We start from the raw sequence: 23564 nt of genomic DNA, 5'->3' as shown, positions 1-23564 counted from the left end.
GTCGCGGCCTGCTCGCCGATATACGGCAGCAGGAAGTCGTACAGCAGATAGGACATAGGCATTCGGTACCTCACCTCCACACACCGGTTCGCCGGATTCGGTGTGCGGCAAACCGGTTTCGACCCTAGCCGATGGTGACCTGTCACACAGCGGCAACGGCCGGGTATCGGCGAGATCGGCGAATGTCCGACGAAATGCGTTGACAGCCAGCGTCTCCCATCGTCGAACGGCCAGACCTCGGATCGTCACACCTCGGACAGCAGTGGCTCGAACAGCCCGACCGCGACGACCCGGATCTGCTCCAGCGCCCGCTCGACCGGCCCGGTCGGCTGGAACAGATGACTGAGGGCAAGGCGCACAACGGTTTCGGCGACCGGCGCCAGCTCCTCGTCACCTACCGAGGCCAGATCGTATTGCGCGCGAACCGTCGCGGTCACCGTGGCGATCGCCCGGCCGAGCACCGGTTCCGGTTCGGTCATCAGCGCCGGCAGCAGCGCGGTATCCGACGCCGAGCGGCCCGACAGCACCGCCTTCAGCAGCATATTGTCCGCGCCGCCGCGCAGGGTGAACTCGACGGCCGCGATCAGGCCGGCGATCACATCGTCGGGGTGGGCCGCCAGCTTCTCGACGATCCCGGCCAGGAAGACGTCCACCTCGTTCGCGATCACCACATCGGCGAGGTCCTGTTTGGTGCCGATCTCCTTGTACAGCACCGGCCGGCTGACACCGACCTCCTTGGCCACCCGAGACATGTTCACCGCACCCCAGCCCTCGGTACAGACCAGGCCGCGAGCGGTTTCGATGACGCGTTCGCGCAGAAGTCGGCGCATATCGGATTGGAAGTTCGGCGCGGTAGCCACGCCCACGATCGTACACGGTCCGGAAAACTGTCCGACTATTGACAATCACACTCCATCTGTATTCAATGGAAACACTTCTTCAGAAAGTGTAAATGTGTCGAGGTGAACGGGCTGCCGCTTCGGCCCCGACCCCGTCCGTACATTCCGTACGCCGGGCGCACCGTTCCATGCGCGCAGTCCGCGCATCGTTCGTGAGGAGAACTCCGTGACCACGTCCCGAATCGGCGATCCGGCCCGGACTGCGCCGCCGCAGTGGCGCGACCGCAAGCGCCATCTCTGGCTGTTCGGCCTCGTCCCGCCGACCGCGGTCCTGCTCGCCACCGGCCTGGTGTGGCTGTTCAGTCAACTGGGCTGGCACCACGCGGCGCCCGTGTGGTGGTGGATCGGGCCGCTGCTGGTGCACGTCCTGCTGCCGATCGTCGACCGATTCTTCGGGCCCGACGGAGAGAATCCGCCCGACGAGGTGATGGACCAGCTCGAAAACGACCGCTACTACCGCTGGTGCGTCTACGCCTACATCCCGTTCCAGCTGCTCAGCCTGGTGTTCGCCTGCTATCTGTGGAGCGCGGCCGATCTGTCTTGGCTGGGCATCGACGGCGGGCTGAGCCTGGTCTCGAAGATCGGTCTGGCGTTCAGCATCGGCATGATGGGCGGTATCGGCATCAACACCGCGCACGAACTCGGCCACAAGAAGGACGAACTGGAGCGCTGGCTGTCGAAGATCACGCTGGCGCAGACGCTCTACGGCCACTTCTACATCGAGCACAACCGCGGCCACCACGTGCGGGTGGCGACGCCGGAGGATCCGGCCACTTCCCGGTTCGGCGAATCGTTCTGGACCTTCCTGCCGCGCAGTGTGTGGGGCAGCCTGCGCTCGTCCTGGTCGCTCGAGAAGACTCGACTGCAGCGGATCGGCAAGCGGCCGTGGACGATTCACAACGACGTGCTCAACGCCTGGCTGATGTCGGTGGTGCTGTGGTGCGCATTGGCCGCGATCTTCGGCCCCGGTGTACTTCCCTTCCTGGTGCTGCAAGCGGTGTACGGATTCTCGCTGCTGGAGACGGTCAACTATCTCGAGCACTACGGCTTGCTGCGGCAGCGCACGGCGGCTGGACGCTACGAACGCTGCACGCCGCAGCACAGCTGGAACTCCGACCACATCGTCACCAACATCTTCCTCTACCACCTGCAGCGCCACAGCGACCATCACGCCAACCCCACCCGGCGCTATCAGACGTTGCGCAGTATGGACGGCGCGCCGAATCTGCCCAGCGGCTACGCCAGCATGATCACCGTCGCCTATTTCCCGCCGCTGTGGCGCCGCGTGATGGACCAGCGGGTGCTCGCGCACTACGGCGGTGACATCACCCGCGTCAACATCCAGCCCGGCAAGCGCGATCGGGTCCTCACGAAGTACGGGGTCGCCTGATGTCTCGATTCCGTTGCCCCGTCTGCGATTACGTGTACGACGAAACCGAGGGCGCACCACGGGAGGGCTTTCCGCCCGGCACCGCGTGGTCGGCGATACCCGACGACTGGTGCTGCCCCGACTGCGGCGTGCGGGAAAAGCTGGATTTCGACGCCGATCCCGCGAGCCACAATCCGACCGCGACGAAAGGCGCCTGATATGACCGACTACAAACTGTTCCGTTGCCTGCAATGCGGATTCGAATACGACGAGGCACTCGGCTGGCCCGAGGACGGCATCGCGCCGGGCACCCGGTGGGACGACATCCCCGACGACTGGTCCTGCCCCGATTGCGGTGCGGCCAAGGCGGATTTCGAGATGGTCGAGGTCAGTCGCGCATGACCGGACGCGTCGTCGTCGTGGGTGCGGGGGTCGCGGGCGCGACCGCCGCCCGCACCCTGCGCACAGAGGGCTACACCGGCGAGATCGTGCTGCTCGGCGCCGAGGACCGACTACCCTACCGCCGCCCGATGGTCTCCAAGGAATTGCTGGCCGGCACCGCGAACGAACGCCGGCTCCTGCTCGAGTCCGCGGACTCGTGGCGCGAACTCGACATCGAGGTCCGCCCGGGAACCCCGGTCGAGGGTATCGACGTCGAGCGCGACCGGCTACAGCTGGGCACCGGCGAAGTTCTCGGCTACGACGCCCTCGTGCTCGCCACGGGCGCGCGCGCCCGAGAACTACCCGGTCCCGAATCGGGCGCCTACACGCTGCGCACCGCCGCGGACGCCGACACGTTGCGCGCGGCCGTGGTGGCCGGTGGATCGCTGCTCGTGGTGGGCGGCGGCCTGGTCGGCTGCGAAGCCGCCGCGACGGCGCGTGTACTCGGGGCGGCGGTGACGCTCGTGCACGCGGGCGATGCTCCGCTGGAGCGGGTGGCCCCGGCGGTGATCGGCGCGCACTGCCGAAACCTGCACGCCGGCAACGGCGTCGACATCCATGACGCGGTGGTGCTGGACCGCATCGACGGTGGCGCCGGCGATATCCGGGCCACCGCCGTCGACGGACGTGCGTGGACCGCCGCCGCGGTCCTCGTCGCGATCGGCGCGGAACCGGAGACCGAACTGGCCCGGCGGGCCGGACTCGCCGTCGGGGACGGGATCCTCGTCGACGAGTCCTATACGACCTCGGCGCCGAATATCTTCGCCGCCGGTGACGCCGCCGCGGTCTACGACCCGGAGTTCAGGGTCCACCGGCGCACCGAACAATGGAACAGTGCGCAGGCACACGGGATCGCCGTGGCGAAATCCGTTCTCGGACAATCCCTCCCCGCCGAGGAGATCACCTGGGGCTGGACCACGCAGTACGGCGTTACGATCCAATTCGCGGGACGACCGCACCCCGAGGACGATGTCGTGGTCCGCACCACCGACACTCCCAGCCAGTTCATCGCCCTGTGCCTGCGAGCGGGTCGACTGGTCGCCGCGGCGGCCGTGGGGCGTCCCGCCGACCTACGCACCGCACGGCACCTCATCGCCGCCCGAACGACTCACGCTCCCGAAACGTGGTCCGACACGACCATTGCCCTGCAGGAGCTGGCAACCGCCACGGAACTGTCCGGCCGGCGCTGACCGGTCGCTCCGCGAACCGTGCGACAGCGCTGGGCGTACACCTGCCTCCGGGCGTACCGGAGCCGGATTATCCACACGGAAGCACGGCCCCGGTCGCGCTGACCGCTGCCCACCGTGGTCGGTGACAGCCTCTCCGACCACGGTGGCGGTCTACGACCAGAAGCGGGTTGTCGAGCTACGGCATTGCCGGCGGTGGGGCGTACGCGGGGTCGCCGGTCTCGAAAGAGGCGGATACCTTGCGTCTTTCACACAGTTGGCCGGTGCGTGAGCCGGTTGGACGGACGAAGGAGACCGCCGGATGAACGCCGCCGCCCACTGACGCGCGGGAATTCGCCGGATACGCCGCGGCATGAGGTGACCCGCCGGAGCGCACGGCTCAGCGGATGGACCGAACCTCCGGCTCGGTATCGGAACCGGCGGCGGTGAGCGCCTCGGCCAGCAGGTTGTCCAAGTGATACGGGTATACCGTTTCGCCGATCCGGTCGAGTTCGGCGATATCCGGCGGCAGGCACCAGCGATAGGCGGTGACGCAGCGTCGTTCCCAGACGGTCGGATCGGCGGGTTTCGGGTCGAACCAGCGCACGCGGGCGACGAAGAACAGTTCCTCGGAGCGGATCAGCTCGCCGTTGAACGGAAATACCGCGACCCGCCGCCAGATCGGGCCGCGCAGCAGCGTGGAGTCCAGTGCCAGACCCGTTTCCTCCCAGACCTCGCGCACCGCCGCGGCCCGCAGCGTCTCCCCCGGTTCGATGCCGCCGCCGACGGTGAACCAGAACGGCGAATCGGGAGTCTGGGGGTCGTGGCCGCGCATCAACAGCACGCGATCGTCGTCGTCGAGCAGCACCACCCGGGCCGAGGTACGCACGGTGTCGACCTCGAGTCCGGTGGTCGCCGCCGGGGTGACCCGTTCCGCGATCTCGAAATAGGTGGGCAGCGGCGCGGTACCGCCGAGGTGCAGCAACCGCACCGGGCGCCGGGTGCGCAGCGCCAGGGTGTCGCGCACGGCGTCGTTGTGGAAGCGGCGCGCGATCAGCACCCGTGCCTCGGCGTCGGCGAGTTCAGCCACCAGCTGTGGCCGCAACGAGGTGATGTCGACCGCGGACAGCGCGGCCGCGAGCTGGTTCTCCGCGGTTTCGCGGTCGTTCCAGTCGGCCCGTTCGGCGCGGTCGGCCAATGCGATCAGCCGTTTGGACTGCTCCGCCGCCGTGGACTCCGACATCGGCCCGGCCATCGAGATCGCGACCGTGCGGGCCACCACGGCGCGCCGAGCCAAGGCGGACTCCAGGGCGTCGCGGGCCTGGTCACTGCGCACGTGCAGCCGGTCGAGCCGGTTGGCGGTGGAGTAGGCCCATACTCCGGTGGCGATGATCACCGCCGCGATCAGCGCGAGGACCAGAATGGTCGTCGCGGAGAAGGTGATCATCCAGCGGTCCTCACCCGGGCGTCGCCGACGGTAACCGTCTCGTACACCCGCAGAATCTGTTCGGCTACGACCGGCCAATCGTATTCGCCGACAACCTGGTCCGCGGTGCGCACCAGATCCTCGCGGCGGGCGCGGTCGGTGAGCAACCCGTCGATCGCCTCGGCCAGCGCCGCGGAATCACCCACCGGCACCAGCACTCCCGCGGTCCCGTCGCGCAATACCCGGCGGAAGGCGTCCAATTCGCTGGCCACCACTGCGGTTCCGGCGGCCATCGCCTCCACCAGCACGATGCCGAAACTCTCCCCGCCCAGATTCGGCGCGCAGTACACATCGGCACTGCGCATCGCGGACGCCTTCTCCGCATCCGAGACCTGACCGAGGAAACGCAGATGTCCGGCGTGAACGCCCGCTTCCCGGCGCAGCCGTTCCTCGTCCCCCCGGCCGACGATCAGGATTTCCACGTCCGGATGCCGGGCCACCAGTGTGGGCAGTGCGCCCAGCAGCACGGCCATCCCCTTGCGTGGCTCGTCGTAGCGACCGAGGAACAGCACCGTCCCTCCCGCTCGCGGATACCCTTGCAGCAGTGGCGCATTCGCGAACGCGGGCACGTCGACCCCGTTCGGGATCTCGACCGCGTCGCTGCCCAGCGCCTCCACCTGCCAGCGCCGCGCCAGCTCCGAGACCGCGATCCGCCCGCTGATCTTCTCGTGATACGGCCGCAGCACGCCCTGGAAGGTCGCCAGCACCAGCGACCTCGTGGTGGAGGTATGGAAGGTGGCCACAATGGGTCCCTCGGCCACCTTCAGCGCCAGCATCGAGATACTCGGGGCGTTGGGTTCGTGGACGTGCAGCACCTCGAAGTCGTTGTCGGAGATCCAGCGCCGCAGCCGGGTGTAGGCGGTCGGCCCGAACGACAGCCGCGCCACCGAACCGTTGTACGGAATCGCCACCGCCTTCCCGGCCGAGACGACGAATTCCGGCAGTTCGGTGTCGTCGGAGGCCGGGGCCAGCACACTCACCTTGTGGCCGCGCTCGATCAGCACCTGCGCCAACTCCACGACATGTGACTGCACTCCGCCCGGCACGTCGAACGAGTACGGGCAGACCATGCCGATTCTCATGACACCGCGTCTCCGGCCGGCCGCTCACCGCCGCGCACGGCCCGCGCGGCGGCGATCCGCTCCAGGCGCTGAGCGGACAGATCCCCCTCCCACAGCGGCTGCAACATATGCCAGTCGGCGGGGTGTTCGGCGATATTGGCCGCGAACCGATTCGCCAGCTGCTGTGTGGCAGCGGCGACACCGTCCGAAACATCCAGCGGTGCTTCGGTTTTCAGTCCCCAGCCCTCGCGGCCCTGCTCGTCCACCGTGAACCAGGCGTGCACCGGCATCAGCGCGGCGCCGGTCTCGATCGCCAATTTCGCCGCACCCGCCGGCATCCAGGTGCGTTCGCCGAAGAACTCCACCGGCACGCCCTTGCCGGTGAGGTCGCGCTCGCCCATCAGGCAGACCACCTTGTTGTCGCGCAACCGCTGCGCGAGCTGCCGGAACGGCGGCTGCTCGCCGCCGGTCAACGCGAACACCTCGAAGCCCAGGCTTTCCCGATAGGCCACGAAGCGCTCGAACAGCGATTCCGGTTGCAGCCGTTCGGCCACCGTGGCGAAGCTGCCGTAGTGCTGCACCAGCCACACCCCGGCCATATCCCAGTTCCCCGAATGCGGCAGCACGAAGACCACGCCGCGTCCCTCGGCGAGCGCGGCGTCCAGATGTTCCACCCCATCGGGTGTCGGCATGAGCGGCGAATCCGCCAGTGCCGCATGGTCGAGGGCGGGCAGCCGGAACGCCTCGCGCCAGTACCGGGCATACGAGCGCATGGAGGCGTGGATCAACTCGTCGGGGACCGCGAGCGGGTCGACGCCCAGCACCCGGGCGAGGTTGCGGCGCAGCTGATTCGGCCCCTGGCCGCGATGGGTGGCACGGTTCGCGCGCCGGGCCGCCCAATCGCCGCCGAAGTCGAACCAGCGGCGCGCGGTGCGCTCCGGCAGCCCCCGCACCAGTCGCCACCCGGCCGCGTAGGCCCCGTCGGTCAGCGCCGCCCTCATCTGCGTCACGCCCGTACCACCTTCATTTCGCCGTATCGGAGTCGGCCTTGGTCACCGGCGCGATCACGTCGCGGGCACCGGCCGAATTCCGTACCGCCAGTACTCGTTGGAAGACGGTGACGATGCTCAGCACCGCCAGGATGTACATCGCGACATACACCGCATAGGTGAGCCACTCGATGTCGAAATAGCCACCGATGCCGGTGAATCCGGCCCCGACCAGCACGATCACCAGACGGTCGGGACGTTCGATGATCCCGCCGTCGGCCGACAGCCCGCTCGCCTCCGCGCGCGCCTTGGCATAGGAGATCACCTGCGAGGTCACCAGGACCACCAGCGTCGCCACGAACAGGTGCTTGCTCTGCTCGTGATACACCGACCACCACGCGAGCGCACCGAAGATGGCGCCGTCGGCGACGCGGTCACAAGTGGCGTCGAGGACCGCACCGTATTTCGTGCCGCCGCCGCGGGCGCGGGCCATCGCCCCGTCGAGCATGTCGAACATGACGAAGAGCCAGATCACCATCGTTCCCCAGAACAGGTGATCGGTCGGGAACAGCGTCACCGCGGCGACGATCGAGGCGGTGGTGCCGATGAGCGTCATCGCGTCGGGCGTGAGCCCGGTGCTCACCAGCGCCCGTCCCAGCGGCGCGGTCGCCTTGGCGAACGTCGCCCGACCGAAGAAGCTCAGCACGCTACTCGACTTCCTTCGCCTCGTGCCACGCCCCGGCCAGCAGGGCCCGCGTCTCCCGCAGCAACTGCGGCATCACCTTCACCCCGCCGACAACGGTGATGAAATTGGCGTCCCCGCCCCAGCGGGGAACGATGTGCTGGTGCAGGTGGTCGGCCAGCGATCCCCCGGCTACCCCGCCGAGATTCAGCCCGACGTTGAAGCCCTCGGGCCGCGACACCTTCTTCATCACCCGGATCGCCCGCTGAGTGAACGCCATCAGTTCGGCGCTCTCCTCCGGGGTGAGGTCCTCGAGGTCGGCCACCCGCCGGTAGGGCACCACCATCATGTGGCCGGGGTTGTACGGGTAGAGGTTGAGCACCGCGAACACCCATTCACCGCGCGCGATGACCAGTCCGTCCTCGTCCGACATCTTCGGGATCTCGGTGAACGGATGCTTCAGCCCGGCCGAGGTCTTCTCCTCGGCGCCGGCCGGCGCGTCGGCCTCGGCCGCCGCGCTCCGGCTGTCGCGATCGGCCGCGACCGCGCCGGTGATATACGACATCCGGTAGGGGGTCCACAATCGCTGCAACCGGTCCGGGTCCCCCGCTCCCGTGTCGACGATCCGACCCGGATCCTGTTGCGTCACAGCCTCTTCCACCATACCCTCACTCACGCCCCACCGGTCCGGACCTCGAATCCTTCCGCGCTCGGCGAGGCGTTGTCGCGCCGCGAGATCCAGTCGACGACGGTCGCCACCGCATCGGCGACCGGCACACCGTTCAGCTTGCTGCCGTCGCGGAATCGGAAGCTGACCGCTCCCTCGTTCGCATCGCGCTCGCCGGCCAGCAGCATGAACGGCACCTTCTGCGCGGTGTGGTTGAAGATCTTCTTCTGCATCCGGTCGTCGCTGCGATCGACCTCGGCGCGCACGCCGTGCGCGCGCAGCTGCGACACCACCCCGTCCAGATGGTCGGCGAAGGCGTCGGCAACCGGGATGCCCACCACCTGCACCGGAGCCAGCCAGGCCGGGAAGGCGCCCGCATAGTGCTCGGTGAGAACGCCGAAGAAGCGCTCGATGGAGCCGAACAGGGCGCGGTGGATCATCACCGGCTGCTTCTTGGTGCCGTCGGAGGCGGTGTACTCCAGGTCGAACAGACCGGGTTCGAAGAAGTCCAGCTGGATGGTGGACATCTGCCAGGTGCGCCCGAGAGCGTCCTTGGCCTGCACCGAGATCTTCGGGCCGTAGAACGCCGCGCCGCCCGGATCCGGAACCAGGGTCAACCCGGAGGCCTCACCGACCTTGCGCAGCGTTTCGGTGGCCTCCTCCCACAGCTCGTCCGAACCCACGTACTTCTTCGGATCCTTGGTGGACAGCTCCAGGTAGAAGTCGTCCAGACCGTAGTCCTTCAGCAGGTCCAGCACGAAGTTCAGGGTGGAGGTGAGCTCGTCGACCACCTGGTCCTGGGCGCAGTAGATGTGCGCGTCGTCCTGGGTGAAGCCCCGCGCGCGGGTCAGGCCGTGGACGACACCGGACTTCTCGTAGCGGTAGACCGAGCCGAATTCGAACAGCCGCAGCGGCAGCTCCCGGTACGACCGGCCGCGGGACCGGAAGATCAGGCAGTGCATCGGACAGTTCATCGGCTTGACGTAGTAGTCCTGGCCGGGTTTGCGGACGGTGCCGTCCTCGTTGTATTCCGCGTCCAGGTGCATGGGCGGGAACATGCCGTCGGCGTACCAGTCGAGATGCTTGGAGGTCTCGAACAGATGCGCCTTGGTCAGGTGCGGGGTGTTGACGAACTCGTAACCGGCCTCGACATGCTTGCGGCGCGAATAGTCCTCCATCTCCATGCGGATGATTCCGCCCTTGGGATGGAAGACGGGCAGACCGGAACCCAGTTCGTCCGGGAAGGAGAACAGGTCCAGTTCCGCACCGAGCTTACGGTGGTCGCGCTTCTCGGCCTCGGCGAGCATGGTGAGGTAGCGGTCCTGCGCCTCCGCCGACTCCCAGGCGGTGCCGTAGATGCGCTGCAGATCCTCGCGCTCCTGGTCACCGCGCCAGTACGCCGCCGAGGAGCGGGTCAGCTTGAACGCGGGAATGAACTTCGTGGTCGGGATGTGCGGGCCGCGGCACAGGTCGCCCCACACCTTCTCGCCCGTGCGCGGGTCGAGGTTGTCGTAGATGGTCAGCTCGTTACCGCCGACCTCCATGATCTCCGGGTCGTCGATTCCCGACTTGTCGCCGATCAGCTCGAGTTTGAACGGCTCCTTGGCCAATTCCACCCGAGCCTCGTCGACCTCGACCACCCGGCGCGAAAATCGTTGCGCGCCTTTGATGATCTTCTTCATCCGAGATTCGAGCTTGGTCAGATCCTCCGGAGTGAACGGCCGCTCGACCTGGAAGTCGTAGTAGAAGCCGTCCTTGATCGGCGGGCCGATGCCGAGCTTGGCCTCCGGGAACTCCTGCTGCACCGCCTGTGCCAGCACGTGGGCGGCTGAGTGGCGGATGACGCTGCGGCCGTCCTCGGAGTCGGCGGTGACGGCCTCGACCTCGACGTCGGTCTGGGGTGCCCAGGACAGGTCCTTGAGGTTGCCCTCGCCGTCACGCACGACGACGACGGTGTCGGGGCCCTTGGTGGGCAGGCCCGCTTCGCGCACCGCGGCGCCCGCCGTCGTCCCGGCCGGCACCCGGACGAGGGCGGCGGGGGTTATGCGGGCTGAGGTGGTCACGGCTGCGCTCTCCTTAACATGTCGGCATTCTTGGTCCAGGCTTGGTCCAGGCCGGTCGACGAACAGAAAAGTCACCGGCGCGACCAATGCTATCGGGACAGTACCGCTCGCGTGCCGATGGACCGGCCGCGAACCGGCCGCGGCCCGCTCACCCGCGCCGGGCCAGCTCGGTCAGCAGCCGCTCGCGCTCGGCGGCGGGCCTTTTGGGGCAGCTGGTGCACATACCGCAGCCGGGCACCTCGTAGACCAGACAGCAGGAGGTCCGCCGCACGAACGTGCGCGATTCGACGTCGGTGAATCGCGGCGCGGGCAGGCGGTCGCCGACCTGGGCGGCCAGCCGCCCACCCGCCTCGGGGTCGCCCGCATCGATGGCCCGGTTGCCGATCGCGTCGGCGACGATCGCCCACAGCGCCGCCGGACCGGCGCCGGTCACCCGGGCCACCACCGGGATGACCCGCCGCAGCGACTCGCCCAGCGCCGCGCCGACCGCTTCGGACTCGCTCACGGCTTCGGGCACGATCCGCTCGATGCCGCCGTCGGGCCGGATCTCGCAGCGCAGCCGTTCCAGCGTGGGGTCGGGCGCTGGTGCGCCGCTCGCATACGCCTCGGTGATCGGATCCACCAGCGCCGAGGCGGCCATACACCACCACAGCGTGCCCGACACGCGGGAATTGCCTGTGCCCCAGGAGATTCCCATATCGGCGATCCGTTCCGACAGCCACGCGGGCTCGGTGAGTTTGACGCCCGCCACATGGGCGGGGCCCCCGGACGCCACCGACTGCGCAACCATTTCCCCTCCGACTCCGATCCACATCGATCCACCGAATGCACCACCTCCACCATGGCATGGCCGGCGCGCTCGGATTGAGGTCCCGGCCGTGGCGCGCCGCCGCTCAGCGTATCGGCGTGCGCGACGCCGACGCTCGGGGCGCGCCGCGGCAGCCGTCCCCCGGTCGTGGCGGAACGGCTGCCGCGGCGAAGGTGGACGGGTGCGCGAGTTCGGCTGTCGGGCTGCCGAACTCGCGCACCCTGCGCCCGGATCAGGCGTGGGTCCGATCCAGGGCGGGTATTCCGGGTCGCTCGGCATCGGTGATCTCGGCGATGCCGGTCGTGGTGACCTCGAGGACCCGTGCGGTTCCGATATCGAAGAACAGGCCCGAAAGCGCAACACCGCGCTCATCGACGGCCCGTGCGACGACCGGATGCTCCCGCAGCGTCTCGAGCTGGACCGCGACGTTGACCATGCTCAGCTGGTCGGCCGGACCGTAACCGGCGGCCGCCGCGGCCGCCGCCACCGGATGGCCGCCGCGGTAGCGCTGCAGGGCCTCGGCGCCGTGGGTCAGCCAGTCGTCGATATCGGGGCCGGCGGACCGGTCGGACAGCAGGGCGTTCATCGCGCCACAGCCGGAATGTCCGCACACCACGACGTTGCGCACCGACAAATTGTGCAGCGCGAAGCTGAGCGCCGCGTCCACCGACACATCGGTGCCGCGCGGCGGGATCAGATTGCCGATATTGCGGACGGTGAACAGGTCACCCGGACCGCTGTTGGTGATCACATTCGGCACGATCCGCGAGTCGGAGCAGGTCAGGAAGAAGGAGTCCGGGTCCTGCCCGTCGCGCAGTTCGTCCAGATGCGGCCGCATCACGTGCGCGTGGCTGCGATGGTAGGCGGCGACACCGGCGGCGACCGGATTGCCACCTTCGGAACGCCACGGCCCCAGGACGTCGTCGAGCAGCCCGCGGGCCCCGGCGCGCCGCGGCGGGCGCTCGGCCGCGTCGGCCATCCGCGCCGTCCCGATCTCGACGAATTCCACGGTGCCGCCGGTACTTTCGTGCTGCTGCGCCCAGGAATGAATGGCGTCGTATGCGGCGTGGTCGAGGAAGTCGACCGTCAGCTCCACCAGGACCTCGGCGCCGGCGGGCACCTTGGCCAGCTGCCCGGTCAGCTTCGGCAGAGCGAGGAAGGTGCAGGTGCCGTCCACGCTCACCAGCCACCGGTCGGTTCCCTCGACCGGAGCGGCCTCGACCGAGACGCGCACCACGCGCCACAGCAGCAGGGCGAAGGCGACGACCAGGCCGATCAGCACACCCTCGAGCAGGTTCAGGAACACCACCGCGGCGATGGTCACCGCGTAGATCACCAGTTCACCGGTGCGGTGCGCCATCTTGATGTGGGCCAGCTTCACCAGCTGCATGCCGATCATCACCAGCAGTCCGGCCAGGGCCGATTTCGGGATCTGCTCGACGACACCCACCAGGGCGATCGAGAACACCAGCACCCAGACGCCGTGCAGCAGCGCCGACGCCCGGCTGCGCGCACCGGCGGTCACATTGGTCGCACTGCGCACGATCACGCCGGTAACCGGCAGGCCACCGATCATGCCCGAGGTCACGTTGGCGGCACCCTGCGCCATGAGCTCACGATCGAAGTTGGTCCGCGGGCCGTTGTGCATCTTGTCGACGGCGACCGCCGACAACAGACTCTCCACGCTGGCGATCAGGGCCACGGTCAGCACCGCCAGTGCGACGCCGCTCCAGTCTCCGCTGGGCATGTCCGGCAGGCCGATGGCGTCGAACAGCGAACCGCTCATCGTGATGCGGGCAGGGTCGCCCGGCAGCACCAGCGACAGGGCGGTGGCGACCACGATCGCCACCAGCGGTCCGGGCACCACCCGGATCTTGGCCGGCACGTAGCGCCAGCAGAGCATGATCGCGATGACCAGCCCGCCGATCACGACGTCGACGCCGCTGAGATGCAGCAGCTGATTCGGCAACTCGGTGACGTTCTCCCACGCCGAGCTCTGCGACGATCCGCCGAGCAGGACATGAACCTGCTGCAAGGCGATCGTGATACCGATGCCGGCGAGCATGGCGTGCACGACGACCGGTGCGATGGCGAGCGCGGCACGCGCGATCCGGCTCAGGCCGAACACGATCTGCAGCACGCCCGCGCCGACGGTGATGAAACAGGTTGTCTTCCAGCCGAATTGATTGATGGTCTCGGCCATGACCACGGTCAGTCCGGCGGCCGGGCCGCTGACCTGTAGGACGGAGCCCCCCAGAGCGCCCACCACGATGCCGCCCACGGCGGCGGCGATGAGTCCGGCCGCGACCGGAGCGCCGGTGGCGACCGCGATGCCGATCGAGAGCGGCAGGGCGACGAGAAAGACGACGACAGAAGCGGGCAGATCGTGTCGAAGGACCGAGTTCATCCGGTCCGACCAGCTGGGGCCCGGCGGGGCCGAGGGTCTGGACGTAGCGACGGTGTCGGTGGACATATTGCTCCTTCACCGGAGCCGCCGCGGCGGTCCGGTCGGTCGAACATGTTCTCCAGGCATCGAATTCAGCTGCGAGACTTCGTTGTCCAGCAGTGAGCCGGAAGCGAGGGCAACCCTAATAGTAAAGACTAAGCAAAGCCTTAGAAAAGGATATTTAGCCTCGCACACGTTCCGGCTTCGATGTGACGGCCCTCACGACCTGGAGCTGTGACCTGCACCGGCACCACTGTGCGCCCGCTCAGCGCACGTTTTCCACCCGGCGAATTGCCAAAATTGGGAAGGCTCCTTTCAGGAAACCGGAACCGGCACGGGGTGCCGGAGGTCGTCGATATCGGCGAGACCATCGGGTGTGATTGCGAGCACACGGGCAGTGGCGATATCGAAGAACAGTCCCGACAGCACCACACCGCGCGCCTCGATCCCGCGACGCACGACGGGATGGGCGGACAGGGTTTCGATCTGCACGGCCACGTTCACCATGCCCAGCTGGTCGACCTCGCCGTAGCCGGCGGCCGCGGCCGCCGCCGCGACCGGATGCCCCGCCCGGAAGCGCTCGAGCGCGGGGCGTCCGTGCGCGAGCCAGTCGTCGAGACCCGAACCGGTGTGCAGACCATGATGCAGCGCGTCCATGGCCCCGCAGCCGGAATGCCCGCAGACGACGACCGAGCGCACGTCGAGTGTGTTCAGCGCGTAGACCAGCGCGGCCTCGACCGAGGTGTCGCGGCCGTCGGCGGGGATCAGATTGCCGATATTGCGCACGGTGAACAGATCGCCCGGGCCGCTGTTGGTGATCACGTTGGGCACGATGCGGGAATCGGCGCAGGTGACGAACAGCGATTCCGGATCCTGAGTGTGCCGCAGTTCGTCCAGATGCGGGCGCATCATGTGGGCGTGGCCGCGGTGGTAGGCCGCGATCCCGGCCGCGATCCGGTCGGTGCGGGTGGTCGGACGCCAGGGCGCGAGGACGTCGTCGAGCATCCGGCGGGCGTGCCCGCGCGCGGGCGGTCCCGCGGTGAGGTCGGCGATCCGGACGGCGCCGAGTTCGACGAATTGCACCGTACCGCCGAGGCTTTCGTGCCGCTGCGCCCATTCGTGCAGGGTGTCGGATGCGGCGTGGTCGATGAAGTCGACGGTCATCTCCACGGTGACCGCAACCCCCGCGGGGATCTGCGCCAGCTGGGCGGTGAGCCGCGGCAGGGCCAGGAAGGTGGCCGAACCGTCCACGGTCACCAGCCAGCGCCCGGTGTCACCGACCGGCGCGGCCACGATCACCACCCGCACCACGCGCCACATGAGCAGCGCGAACGAGAGCACCAGCCCGATCAGCATGCCCAGCAGCAGGTTCCCGAAGATCACCACGAGAACCGTTGCGGCATAGACGATCAGATCACCGGCCCGGCGCGCGAGGCGGATGTGCGCGAGTTTCACCAGTCCGATGCCGATGACGATCAACAGGCCGGCCAGCGCGGCCTTCGGAATCTGGCGCACCACCTCCACCAGCGCGACCGAGAAGACCAGCACCCACACGCCACTGAGCATGGTGGAGGCCTTGGTCCGCGCACCGGCCTTGGCGTTGGTGATGCTTCGGACGATGACCGCGGCGATGGGCAGGCCGCCGAGCATGCCGGAGGTCATATTCGCCACGCCCTGCCCGAGCAGTTCGCGGTCGAGGTCGGTGCGGTACTCCGGGCGCAACCGGTCGACGGCCACCGCGGACAGCAGCGTCTCCACGCTGGCGATCAGCGCGATGGTGAACGCGGTCAGCGCGACGGCACTCCAATTGCCGTGCGGCAGTTGCGGTAACGACATCGCGTCGAACAGCGAGCCGTGCAGGGTGATGCGTTCCACACTGGTGGGGACCACCATCGCGAGCGCGGTCGCCGCGACCACCGCGGCCAGCGGCGCCGGGACCGCCCGCACCCGGCCGGGCAGATAGCGCCAGCCCAGCATGATCGCGATCACCACCCCGCCGACGAGCGCGTCCCCCGTGTGCATCACGGTCAGTTGATGCGGCAGCTGCGCGATGCTCGCCCACGACGAGCTCAACGTCTGCCCGCCCAGCAGCACATGCAACTGCTGCAGTGCGATCACCACCCCGATGCCGGCGAGCATCGCGTGCACCACTACCGGCGCGATGGCCAGCGCGGCGCGTGCGATGCGGCTCAGGCCGAACACCACCTGCAGCGCACCGGCGCACACGGTGATGAAACAGGTTGTCGCCCAGCCGAACTGGTGAATGGACTCGGCCACCACCACGGTGAGGCTGGCGGTGGGCCCGCTGACCTGCAGGACCGAACCGCCACACAGCCCGGCGACCAGACCGCCGACGACGGCGGCGATCAGCCCGGCCGCGACCGGCGCGCCCATGGCGACGGCCACACCGATGGACAGGGGTAACGCGACGAGGAAAACCACCACGGAGGCGGGTAGATCATGTCGTAAAGCGACCGAGAAGCTCCGAGGTGACGTCCGTCGGACCGAGTCGGTGTCGGTGGACATATTTCTCCTTCGCCGAACCGGTGTCGGTTCGGTCCATCGGTGGAACATGTACTGGCATCGAGAGCGGGCGGGCGAAGCGGATAACGCGAGATGTGTTGCGCCGGCCACGCATCCGGACATGCAAGCCGGGCACCGGCACAACGCGCTTAATAGTAAAGACAACGCAAAGCAGTTGGAAAGGGTTTTCAGCACAAAAGTCGGCGCCGGTACCTAATTGTGATCTATATCACAAACTCGATCCGAAGTGTACTACCCCGGAAATCCCCCGGAGCGAAGGAGACCACCGAAAACCGATGGCGCAGAATCGCTTCGCTGCGCCCACAGGCGATACTACCGCAGCGGCGTTGCTGGTCATTTGTACGATTCGCCTATCACCGAGGGCGATCGCGACCACGGCGGCGCACTGCGGGACAGTGGGAAGGCAGGGTCGGTGTCGTGCGCCGACCGGGACCGAGACGAGGAGGCAACAGTGCATATCGCGGTACTGGGTATGGGACGGATGGGCCGCGCCGTGGCCGGGCGCCTGCTCGACGGCGGGCATCGGGTGACGGTATGGAACCGCACCGAAGGTAAAGCGGCCGAACTGATTTCGGCCGGCGCGACGGAGGCCGGAACTGTCGCGGCGGCCGTGTCGGGAGTCGACGCGGCCCTCACCGCGCTCGCCGACGACGCGGCGGTCACCTCGGTGGCCTTCGGCGAGCTGCAGACGTCCCTCGATTCCGGCACCCCCTATATCGACTGCTCGACCGTCTCCCCCGCACTGGGCGCCGCCCTCGCCGACGCCTTCGGCGACCGGTTTCTCGCCCTTCCGATCGTGGGCGCGCCCGGCGCGGTCACAGCCGGGAAGGCAACGCTGCTGGCCGGTGGGCCCGCGCAGTTGCGGGGCCGGCTCGCACTTCTGCTCGGCACGCTCTCCGAACGAGTGCGCCACTACGATTCGGCGGCACATGCGCTGACCGCCAAGGTGACCACGAATTTCCTGCTGATCACCGGGGTGGCGGCGCTGGCGGAAGCGTTCGCCGTGGGGCGATCCGGCGGATTCGGCGACGATCAGCTGCGTGAATTGCTCGCCGACGCGCCGGTCCTCGCGCCCGCGTTGGCGAACCGCTTCGACGCCGTGCTCACCGCGTCCCCGCAGGGATGGTGGACGACCGTCCTCGGCGCCAAGGACGCGGGGCTGGCCTTCGACATCGCCACGGAGGCGGGCGTCCACCTGCCGCTGGCCGAGGTCGTCCGCACGCGCTACGAGGATGCGGCCCGAACGAATCCCGGCGCCGACATCGCGGCGATCGCCGCGCTGTACCGAGAGAGCGGCGACTCGGCACAGGGTTGAGCGATTCGGTCCGGCGACTGTCGGATTCGGCGACGCGGGACCGGCCGCTTCCGCAGCGCGACTCAGGGCGTGCCGACTCCCGACTGAGCGAAGTGCACGACCTCCCACAGATGACCGTCGGGGTCGGCGAAGTAGCCGGCATAGATTCCCCACGGCCGGATCCGCGCCGGCTGGACCACGGTGCCACCGGACGCGCCGGCGAGTTCCAGAACGCGTTCCGCCTCGGCGTCACTGTCGACGAACCAGCCCAGACTCATCGCCGAACCGTGGAGCCGGTCCACCGGGATGCCCGCGTCCTTGGCCAGGTCGTCGCGGCCGTACAACGCCAGCGTCACACCGTTGTCCAGCGTGAACATGACGACCGCGCCGCCCGGATTCTCGGCGTCGGGCCGGAATTCGGTCCCGATGATCCCCGGCGACTCCAATCCGAGCGCGCGGTAGAACCGCAACGACACGTCCAGATCGCGCACACCCAGCGTGATCGTGTGGATCTGTGCTCGCACCCTATACCTCCGTTCTCGTCGTTTCCGCATGCAGTCAACCCGCCGGCACCGGGCATGTCTTGAACGGATCGGACATACCGTCCGAGCGTTCTCGCTCCCACCACCCGCCCGCGTAACTCCCCGCACCGATGTTGCGGGCCGGGCCGCGTACTGCGGCGCGGCCGCGAAATGCCGTCCGGCGGCACCGAAAACCGCTGGTAGCGCCGGTGCGCACCGACCCGGCCGGCCGCGTAACCAGGTCTTTACCGCGAGCCCTTGTCGCGTAACGCGGATTCTCTGCACGCTACCGGCATGCACCACCGCTCCGAACAGCTCCACTCCGAGACCGCCCGCGACCGCCGGGTGTTCGATGATCAGATGCGCGAAATCCTCCCCGCCGCAGCGCAACTACCCGCCCGGCGGCTGCGGGATCTGCTGCGCGCCGACCTGCGGGCGGGCGCGTTCGGCACCGGACGGTTGCCCGGCGAGCCGGAATTGATGGCCCGCCACCATCTCCCGCGTGACGTGGTCCGCGCCGCGCTGAGCATGCTGCGTGCCGACGGGCTGATCGAGCGACGCCGCGGAGTGGGCACGGTGGCGGTCAGTGAGCACTACGTCGTCTCCGGCGCGCTGCCGCCGGAGGGCCGGACGCTCGAGCAGCACCTGGCCCTGGGCCGGATCTCACCTCGCCTGCTGTATTGGGCCTGGATCCCGGCACCGCCGGTGATCGCCGCCCATCTGGCCGGCGTCCGGCCCGGAGACGATTGCCTCTGCGTCGAATACGTCCTGCTACTCGACGGTCGCCCGCTCGCGGTGTTCACCAATTACCTGCGCGCACCGGAGGCGACGCGAATCGACCAGGCCGCATTCGGCGACGATTTCTACAGCCTGCTGCGCGGCGGCCGGGTGGATGTCGGTGGCAGCGACGTCGGCGTCCAAGCCGCGCGCGCCGACGACTGCACCGCGGCGCTGCTGCACGTCCTGCCCGGCGAGCCGGTGCTACTGGTGGAACAAACCATCCGCACCCGCGGCGGGGTCGCCGTCGATTACGCCCTGGGCTCCTGCCGTGCCGAGATGCAGCTCGAACTCGGTGCCATCCCCCGCCTCGACATGACCGCCGCCCTGCCCCGCTGAGACTCGCCCACCGACACCTCCCCCGCCGATATCCCTGCCCCGCTGATGTGAGGACGACCATGACACTCGCCGACCCACCCGTACTCTCCGGCCTGACCGAAGCCGCCGCCGCGCTGCGCTCCGGCGAGACCACCGCCACCCGGCTAATCGAACAGGCACTCGCCGCCGCCGACGCGCACGATGCGGCGCTCGGTGTCTACCTGTCGCGGTTCGACGAGCGTGCCCTCGCCCAGGCCGCGCGCATCGACGAGAAGCTGGCCGCCGGCGTTCCGGTCGGGCCGCTGGCCGGAATCCCGGTGGGAATCAAGGATATTCTCGCTCATTCCGCGGCGCCGACCACCGCGCAGAGTCTGGTTCTCGATCCCGGCTGGGGTGCCGCCCAGGGTGATTGCACGGTGGTCCGCCGGCTCGAGGAGGCCGGCGCCGTCGTCACCGGAAAGGTGACCACGATGGAATTCGCCATCGGTCTCCCGGATCCGGCCAAACCCTTTCCGGTACCCCGTAATCCGTGGGATTCGTCCCGCTGGGCGGGCGGGTCGAGTTCGGGATCGGGCAGCGGCGTGGCCGCCGGAATGTTCCTCGGCGCCGTCGGGACCGACACCGCGGGCAGTATCCGGATCCCGGCGGCCTTCAACGGAATCACCGGATTGAAGCCGACTTTCGGCCGCGTCCCGAAGTCCGGTGTGGTTCCGCTGGGCTACACCCTCGACCATCCGGGCCCGATGGCTCGGTCGGCCGCCGACTGCGCCCTGCTGCTGGCGGTGCTGGCGGGCTACGACCCAGCCGATCCCTACAGTGCGCACACGCCGGTCGACGACTATCCCGGCGCGCTCACCGATGATCTGAGCGGACTGACCATCGGTGTGGACACCCTGGACCGGTTCGCCGACGGCGGTATCGATCCCGCTCAGCCACAGCGGTTTTCCGATGCGGTGGCCGTGTTCGCCGAGGCGGGCGCCCGGATCGTTCCCGTGGAGGTGCCGATGTACCGGGAACTGACCGCGGTCGATGTCGTGGTCATGCTCGCGGAGGCGCACGCCTACCACCGGCCCGCACTGCGCGAACGCTGGGCGGATTACGGCCGGGCCACCCGCATCATCCTCGCCGGCGGCGATGCGGTCAGCGGCCCGGATTACGTTCAGGCCCAGCGGGTTCGCCGCATCGGCCGGCAGCGAATGACCGAACTGCTGACCAAGGTCGACCTGGTGGTGACACCGACCGGGCATCTCGGCGCCCCCGCGATCGCCGATCTGGATCAACGGCAACCGATGGGTGTGCTGTCGAGTCTGCATACGCCGTATTGGAACCCGCTCGGCAATCCCACGCTCGCGCTGCCGATCGGCACCACCGCCGACGGCCTGCCACTGTCGATGTCGGTGTCCGGCAGTCATTTCGACGAGGCCACCGTCCTGCGCGCCGGCGATGCCTACCAGCGCCGCACCACCCACCACACCGAGATCCCCACCGCTCTCCGCTGAACCGTCAGGAGCCGATTATGACCTGGACCACCGACCCCGAGGAAATCGCCGCGGTCGACACGATGCGCGCCACCGTGCGCGCTATGGCCGAGCTGCTCGCCGCGGTCGACGCCACCCGCTGGGCCGACCCGGCAGGTGGTTTCGACCTCACCTGAGGGTGCCTCACCGGCGTTTCACGACGTGGTGGCATCGTGCCGGCCCCAGTGCCGCCGCGATGCCACCGATTCGACCGGCCCGGCGGCCGGCCGCCGCCACCGCCGCCTCGCGGGCCGCACCGACCGCGAGGCGTGCGACCGGATCGGGACGAAACAGCGCGGCCGGCCGTTGCGTCAGCCCCATCACGCGATAGAACCACCGCGTGTTCACCGATTCTCGCCATCGAGCCACCTTCATCGCATTCGGCGAGGCTGACCGGCAAATTAGTCTCAGCCGAGGAAACAATCCGCACGCACGAGCCGCAGTGGCTGCTGAACGCCGCCGTCACGCACCTGGATGCCGAGCGCAACCCCGTGGAAACCGTCGCCGCGCTGCTGACCCCACTGCTGTCTCTGCAGCGGGCCGACGAGCTGAGAGTGACACCGGAACAAGCCGCCGAGATCATCGTGCGCACCGTGTTGTCACACATACTCGTCGAACGCAGCACACTGAGCGACGACGAGATCGCGGAGATGGTCGCGCGGGCGATTTCGGCGTGAGGACGCCTCCGGTCTGAGACGGACTCCATATCGAGTATCACAGCCGCGATCCCCGGAGACGGCGGCGCCGGACCACGCACGTCGGCCGATATGCCGGCCTCCCACGCGATCGGTGATCCAGCACATATCCCATTTAGGTTGTGCACAACCTTATTGTGTCCTACATTCGTAGCTGTGACCGATCCGATGGCGCTCGACCAGCAGCTGTGCTTCCAGCTGTACGCCGCCTCCCGCGCGATCACGGCCCGCTATCGGCCGCAGCTGGACGCATTGGGCCTGACGTATCCGCAGTATCTGGTCATGCTGGCGCTGTGGGAGCGCGACGGGCGCGGCGTCGGCGATCTCTGCTCCGCCCTCGCCCTGGATTCCGGCACGCTCTCACCGCTGTTGAAGCGGCTCGAGGCCGCCGGATTCGTCGAGCGCCGGCGGGTCGCGGACGACGAACGCCGGGTCGAGATCCGGCTCACCGAACGCGGAAGCGCGCTGCGGGAACGGGCGTGCGACATTCCGGCGCGCATGGCCGCCACCTTCGGCGGCGGACTGTCGCTGGACGAGCTGGTGACATTGCGCGAAACCCTGGCCCGGCTGACTGCCGTGCTGAACACCGAACCGGATGCCGAAGGCGCATCCACCGAGAGAAAGCGATGACCGATATGGCAACCCTCTACACCGCCGAGGCCCTGGCCACCGGAGACGGCCGCAACGGCCACGCCCGCACCACCGACGGCAAGATCGACGTCGCCCTCGCCATGCCGCCGGAGATGGGCGGCAGCGGGGGGGGCACCAACCCGGAGCAGCTGTTCGCCGCCGGATACGCCGCATGCTTCCACTCCGCGCTACGTCTGGTCGGTAAGCAGGAAAAGGCCGATGTCAGCGATTCCGCGGTCGGAGCGAAGGTCGGCATCGGCCCGAACGACGCGGGCGGCTTCGGCCTCGAGGTGACTCTGGAGGTGTCACTGCCGCACCTGGCCCGCGAGGAGGCTCAGGCGCTGGCCGATAAGGCGCACCAGGTGTGCCCGTATTCCAATGCGACCCGTGGCAACATCGACGTCCACGTGATCGTCGCCGAGGACTGAATCAGCCGCGCTGCCACCAGCGCTTCGCCGGCGCCGGTTCGGTGTGGCCACCACACCACCGGTCGGCCGGCACCGTCGCGCGCACCTCGTCGATGTGGGCGCCGCAGCCGGACCAGGTGGTCTTACCGCAGGTCGTGCAGGTAGTCGGGACGCACATGACATCTCCTCGTAGTCGGGCGTCGTGGTGCGCCGTCAGCGGCGCACCACCATGATCGGGCATTCGACCGAACCGACCAGCGCCGCACTGGTCGAACCGAGCAGCATCCCGGCGAACCCGCCGCGGCCGCGGCTGCCCACCACCACCAGTTGCGCCGAATCCGATTGCTCCAGAAGAGATTTCGCGGGGTTGTCGCGCACCACACGCAGAGTGACCGGCAGATCGGGATACCGTTCGCGCCACGGCGCGAGCCGCTCGGCGAGCATGGTGTGTTCGGCGCGGACGATGGTATCCCAGCCGAACATCGAAATGTCGAGACCGGTGGTATCGCTCCACGAATGCAGCGCCACCACCTCGACGGCACGCCGGTGCGCCTCGGCGAAGGCCGCCTCGACGGCGGGTTCGCTGTTCTCGCTGCCGTCTACACCGACCAGCACCGGACGCCGCGCCGTGACCGGGTCGGTGGCCGAATGCGATGTGACGACCACCACCGGACACCGCGCGTGATGAACCAGGGCCGAGCTGACCGACCCCAGCAGCCCCCGTTGCAACGCCTGTCTCTTATACACATCTCCGAGCCCACGAGACCGATCAGTATCTCGTATG

24 protein-coding genes are annotated in these 23564 nt (G+C 68.5%); 11 read left to right on the top strand and 13 right to left on the bottom strand.

From position 1 onward, the window contains the following. Nucleotides 1–245: 245 nt before the first annotated feature. A complete protein-coding gene (locus tag C5E41_RS15330) occupies nucleotides 246–860 on the bottom strand; it encodes a TetR/AcrR family transcriptional regulator (RefSeq protein WP_258080999.1) in 615 nt (204 codons plus the stop codon). A gap of 205 nt (nucleotides 861–1065) precedes the next feature. Between C5E41_RS15330 and C5E41_RS15325 the strand changes: the two genes are divergently transcribed. From C5E41_RS15325 to C5E41_RS15310, 4 genes are read left to right on the top strand one after another with little or no spacing between them, the layout of a single operon-like run. Further along, nucleotides 1066–2289, top strand: coding sequence for an alkane 1-monooxygenase (locus C5E41_RS15325; RefSeq protein WP_104376520.1), 1224 nt, complete (start codon nucleotides 1066–1068; stop codon nucleotides 2287–2289). Beyond that, the gene (locus tag C5E41_RS15320) at nucleotides 2289–2486 is read left to right on the top strand and encodes a rubredoxin (protein ID WP_104376519.1); all 198 of its coding nucleotides are present in this window, start codon (nucleotides 2289–2291) and stop codon (nucleotides 2484–2486) included. Before C5E41_RS15325 ends, C5E41_RS15320 begins: the two co-directional genes overlap by 1 nt. A 1-nt stretch (nucleotide 2487) precedes the next feature. Continuing rightward, nucleotides 2488–2670: a rubredoxin gene (locus C5E41_RS15315; protein WP_036502897.1), complete on the top strand. Its 183-nt coding sequence runs from the start codon at nucleotides 2488–2490 to the stop codon at nucleotides 2668–2670. After that, nucleotides 2667–3899 (top strand): NAD(P)/FAD-dependent oxidoreductase, encoded by a 1233-nt coding sequence (locus tag C5E41_RS15310; protein WP_104376518.1) that lies wholly within the window; start codon nucleotides 2667–2669, stop codon nucleotides 3897–3899. The genes C5E41_RS15315 and C5E41_RS15310 overlap by 4 nt, the downstream gene beginning before the upstream one ends. A 376-nt stretch (nucleotides 3900–4275) precedes the next feature. Here the strand turns inward: C5E41_RS15310 and C5E41_RS15305 are convergent, their stop codons facing one another. From C5E41_RS15305 to C5E41_RS15265, 9 genes are all read right to left on the bottom strand, one after another. Continuing rightward, complete coding sequence (locus tag C5E41_RS15305) at nucleotides 4276–5319, bottom strand: NUDIX hydrolase (protein ID WP_104376653.1); 1044 nt, start codon at nucleotides 5317–5319, stop codon at nucleotides 4276–4278. Beyond that, a complete protein-coding gene (locus C5E41_RS15300; protein WP_104376517.1) occupies nucleotides 5319–6443 on the bottom strand; it encodes a glycosyltransferase family 4 protein in 1125 nt (374 codons plus the stop codon). The genes C5E41_RS15305 and C5E41_RS15300 overlap by 1 nt, the downstream gene beginning before the upstream one ends. Then, complete coding sequence (locus tag C5E41_RS15295; protein WP_104376652.1) at nucleotides 6440–7423, bottom strand: phosphatidylinositol mannoside acyltransferase; 984 nt, start codon at nucleotides 7421–7423, stop codon at nucleotides 6440–6442. Before C5E41_RS15295 ends, C5E41_RS15300 begins: the two co-directional genes overlap by 4 nt. A 22-nt stretch (nucleotides 7424–7445) precedes the next feature. After that, complete coding sequence (gene pgsA, locus C5E41_RS15290) at nucleotides 7446–8117, bottom strand: phosphatidylinositol phosphate synthase (RefSeq protein ID WP_104376516.1); 672 nt, start codon at nucleotides 8115–8117, stop codon at nucleotides 7446–7448. Nucleotide 8118: 1 nt separating this feature from the next. Next, nucleotides 8119–8757, bottom strand: a complete 639-nt coding sequence (locus C5E41_RS15285) for an HIT family protein (RefSeq protein WP_104376515.1) — start codon at nucleotides 8755–8757, stop codon at nucleotides 8119–8121. Between the two features lie 8 nt (nucleotides 8758–8765). Next, nucleotides 8766–10823, bottom strand: a complete 2058-nt coding sequence (gene thrS, locus C5E41_RS15280; RefSeq protein ID WP_104376514.1) for a threonine--tRNA ligase — start codon at nucleotides 10821–10823, stop codon at nucleotides 8766–8768. A 148-nt stretch (nucleotides 10824–10971) separates the two neighbouring features. Next, nucleotides 10972–11613: a (2Fe-2S)-binding protein gene (locus tag C5E41_RS15275; RefSeq protein WP_104376513.1), complete on the bottom strand. Its 642-nt coding sequence runs from the start codon at nucleotides 11611–11613 to the stop codon at nucleotides 10972–10974. Between the two features lie 250 nt (nucleotides 11614–11863). Then, nucleotides 11864–14104 carry a SulP family inorganic anion transporter gene (locus C5E41_RS15270; protein ID WP_104376512.1) on the bottom strand — a complete coding sequence of 747 codons (2241 nt, stop codon included), beginning with the start codon at nucleotides 14102–14104 and terminating at the stop codon, nucleotides 11864–11866. Nucleotides 14105–14392: 288 nt separating this feature from the next. Beyond that, nucleotides 14393–16603, bottom strand: coding sequence for a SulP family inorganic anion transporter (locus C5E41_RS15265; protein WP_104376511.1), 2211 nt, complete (start codon nucleotides 16601–16603; stop codon nucleotides 14393–14395). A gap of 469 nt (nucleotides 16604–17072) precedes the next feature. Here C5E41_RS15265 and C5E41_RS15260 point away from each other — a divergent pair, with 469 nt between their 5' ends. Then, nucleotides 17073–17936, top strand: a complete 864-nt coding sequence (locus tag C5E41_RS15260) for an NAD(P)-dependent oxidoreductase (protein WP_146097568.1) — start codon at nucleotides 17073–17075, stop codon at nucleotides 17934–17936. 62 nt (nucleotides 17937–17998) lie between these two features. On the opposite strand, the gene C5E41_RS15255 is transcribed toward C5E41_RS15260, so the two are convergent. Continuing rightward, nucleotides 17999–18439: a VOC family protein gene (locus C5E41_RS15255; RefSeq protein ID WP_104376509.1), complete on the bottom strand. Its 441-nt coding sequence runs from the start codon at nucleotides 18437–18439 to the stop codon at nucleotides 17999–18001. Nucleotides 18440–18730: 291 nt separating this feature from the next. Here C5E41_RS15255 and C5E41_RS15250 point away from each other — a divergent pair, with 291 nt between their 5' ends. Genes C5E41_RS15250 through C5E41_RS33880 form a run of 3 tightly spaced genes read left to right on the top strand, consistent with a single transcriptional unit; the run spans nucleotide 18731 to nucleotide 21185 of the window. Continuing rightward, the gene (locus C5E41_RS15250; protein WP_104376508.1) at nucleotides 18731–19552 is read left to right on the top strand and encodes a GntR family transcriptional regulator; all 822 of its coding nucleotides are present in this window, start codon (nucleotides 18731–18733) and stop codon (nucleotides 19550–19552) included. A 59-nt stretch (nucleotides 19553–19611) separates the two neighbouring features. After that, on the top strand, nucleotides 19612–21030 hold the full coding sequence (locus tag C5E41_RS15245; protein ID WP_104376507.1) for an amidase: 1419 nt from the start codon (nucleotides 19612–19614) through the stop codon (nucleotides 21028–21030). A gap of 17 nt (nucleotides 21031–21047) precedes the next feature. Beyond that, nucleotides 21048–21185 (top strand): hypothetical protein, encoded by a 138-nt coding sequence (locus tag C5E41_RS33880; protein ID WP_181063259.1) that lies wholly within the window; start codon nucleotides 21048–21050, stop codon nucleotides 21183–21185. Nucleotides 21186–21192: 7 nt separating this feature from the next. Here C5E41_RS33880 and C5E41_RS15240 read toward each other — a convergent pair whose 3' ends face one another. Then, nucleotides 21193–21396 carry a hypothetical protein gene (locus C5E41_RS15240; RefSeq protein WP_146097567.1) on the bottom strand — a complete coding sequence of 68 codons (204 nt, stop codon included), beginning with the start codon at nucleotides 21394–21396 and terminating at the stop codon, nucleotides 21193–21195. Between the two features lie 143 nt (nucleotides 21397–21539). Here C5E41_RS15240 and C5E41_RS15235 point away from each other — a divergent pair, with 143 nt between their 5' ends. The 3 genes from C5E41_RS15235 to C5E41_RS15225 all read left to right on the top strand — a co-directional run bounded on the left by C5E41_RS15235 (nucleotide 21540) and on the right by C5E41_RS15225 (nucleotide 22801). Beyond that, on the top strand, nucleotides 21540–21725 hold the full coding sequence (locus tag C5E41_RS15235; protein WP_104376505.1) for a hypothetical protein: 186 nt from the start codon (nucleotides 21540–21542) through the stop codon (nucleotides 21723–21725). Between the two features lie 174 nt (nucleotides 21726–21899). Continuing rightward, the gene (locus C5E41_RS15230; protein ID WP_104376504.1) at nucleotides 21900–22373 is read left to right on the top strand and encodes a MarR family winged helix-turn-helix transcriptional regulator; all 474 of its coding nucleotides are present in this window, start codon (nucleotides 21900–21902) and stop codon (nucleotides 22371–22373) included. A gap of 5 nt (nucleotides 22374–22378) precedes the next feature. Continuing rightward, on the top strand, nucleotides 22379–22801 hold the full coding sequence (locus C5E41_RS15225; RefSeq protein WP_104376651.1) for an organic hydroperoxide resistance protein: 423 nt from the start codon (nucleotides 22379–22381) through the stop codon (nucleotides 22799–22801). A 1-nt stretch (nucleotide 22802) separates the two neighbouring features. On the opposite strand, the gene C5E41_RS33875 is transcribed toward C5E41_RS15225, so the two are convergent. After that, complete coding sequence (locus tag C5E41_RS33875; protein ID WP_169812423.1) at nucleotides 22803–22958, bottom strand: hypothetical protein; 156 nt, start codon at nucleotides 22956–22958, stop codon at nucleotides 22803–22805. Nucleotides 22959–23564: the final 606 nt, after the last annotated feature.

Origin of the sequence: Nocardia nova (genome assembly GCF_002933465.1) — a bacterium.
Classification (GTDB): domain Bacteria; phylum Actinomycetota; class Actinomycetes; order Mycobacteriales; family Mycobacteriaceae; genus Nocardia; species Nocardia nova_B.
Note: the sequence above shows the minus strand (reverse complement) of the source record. Positions and strands in the feature narration are given on the sequence as shown.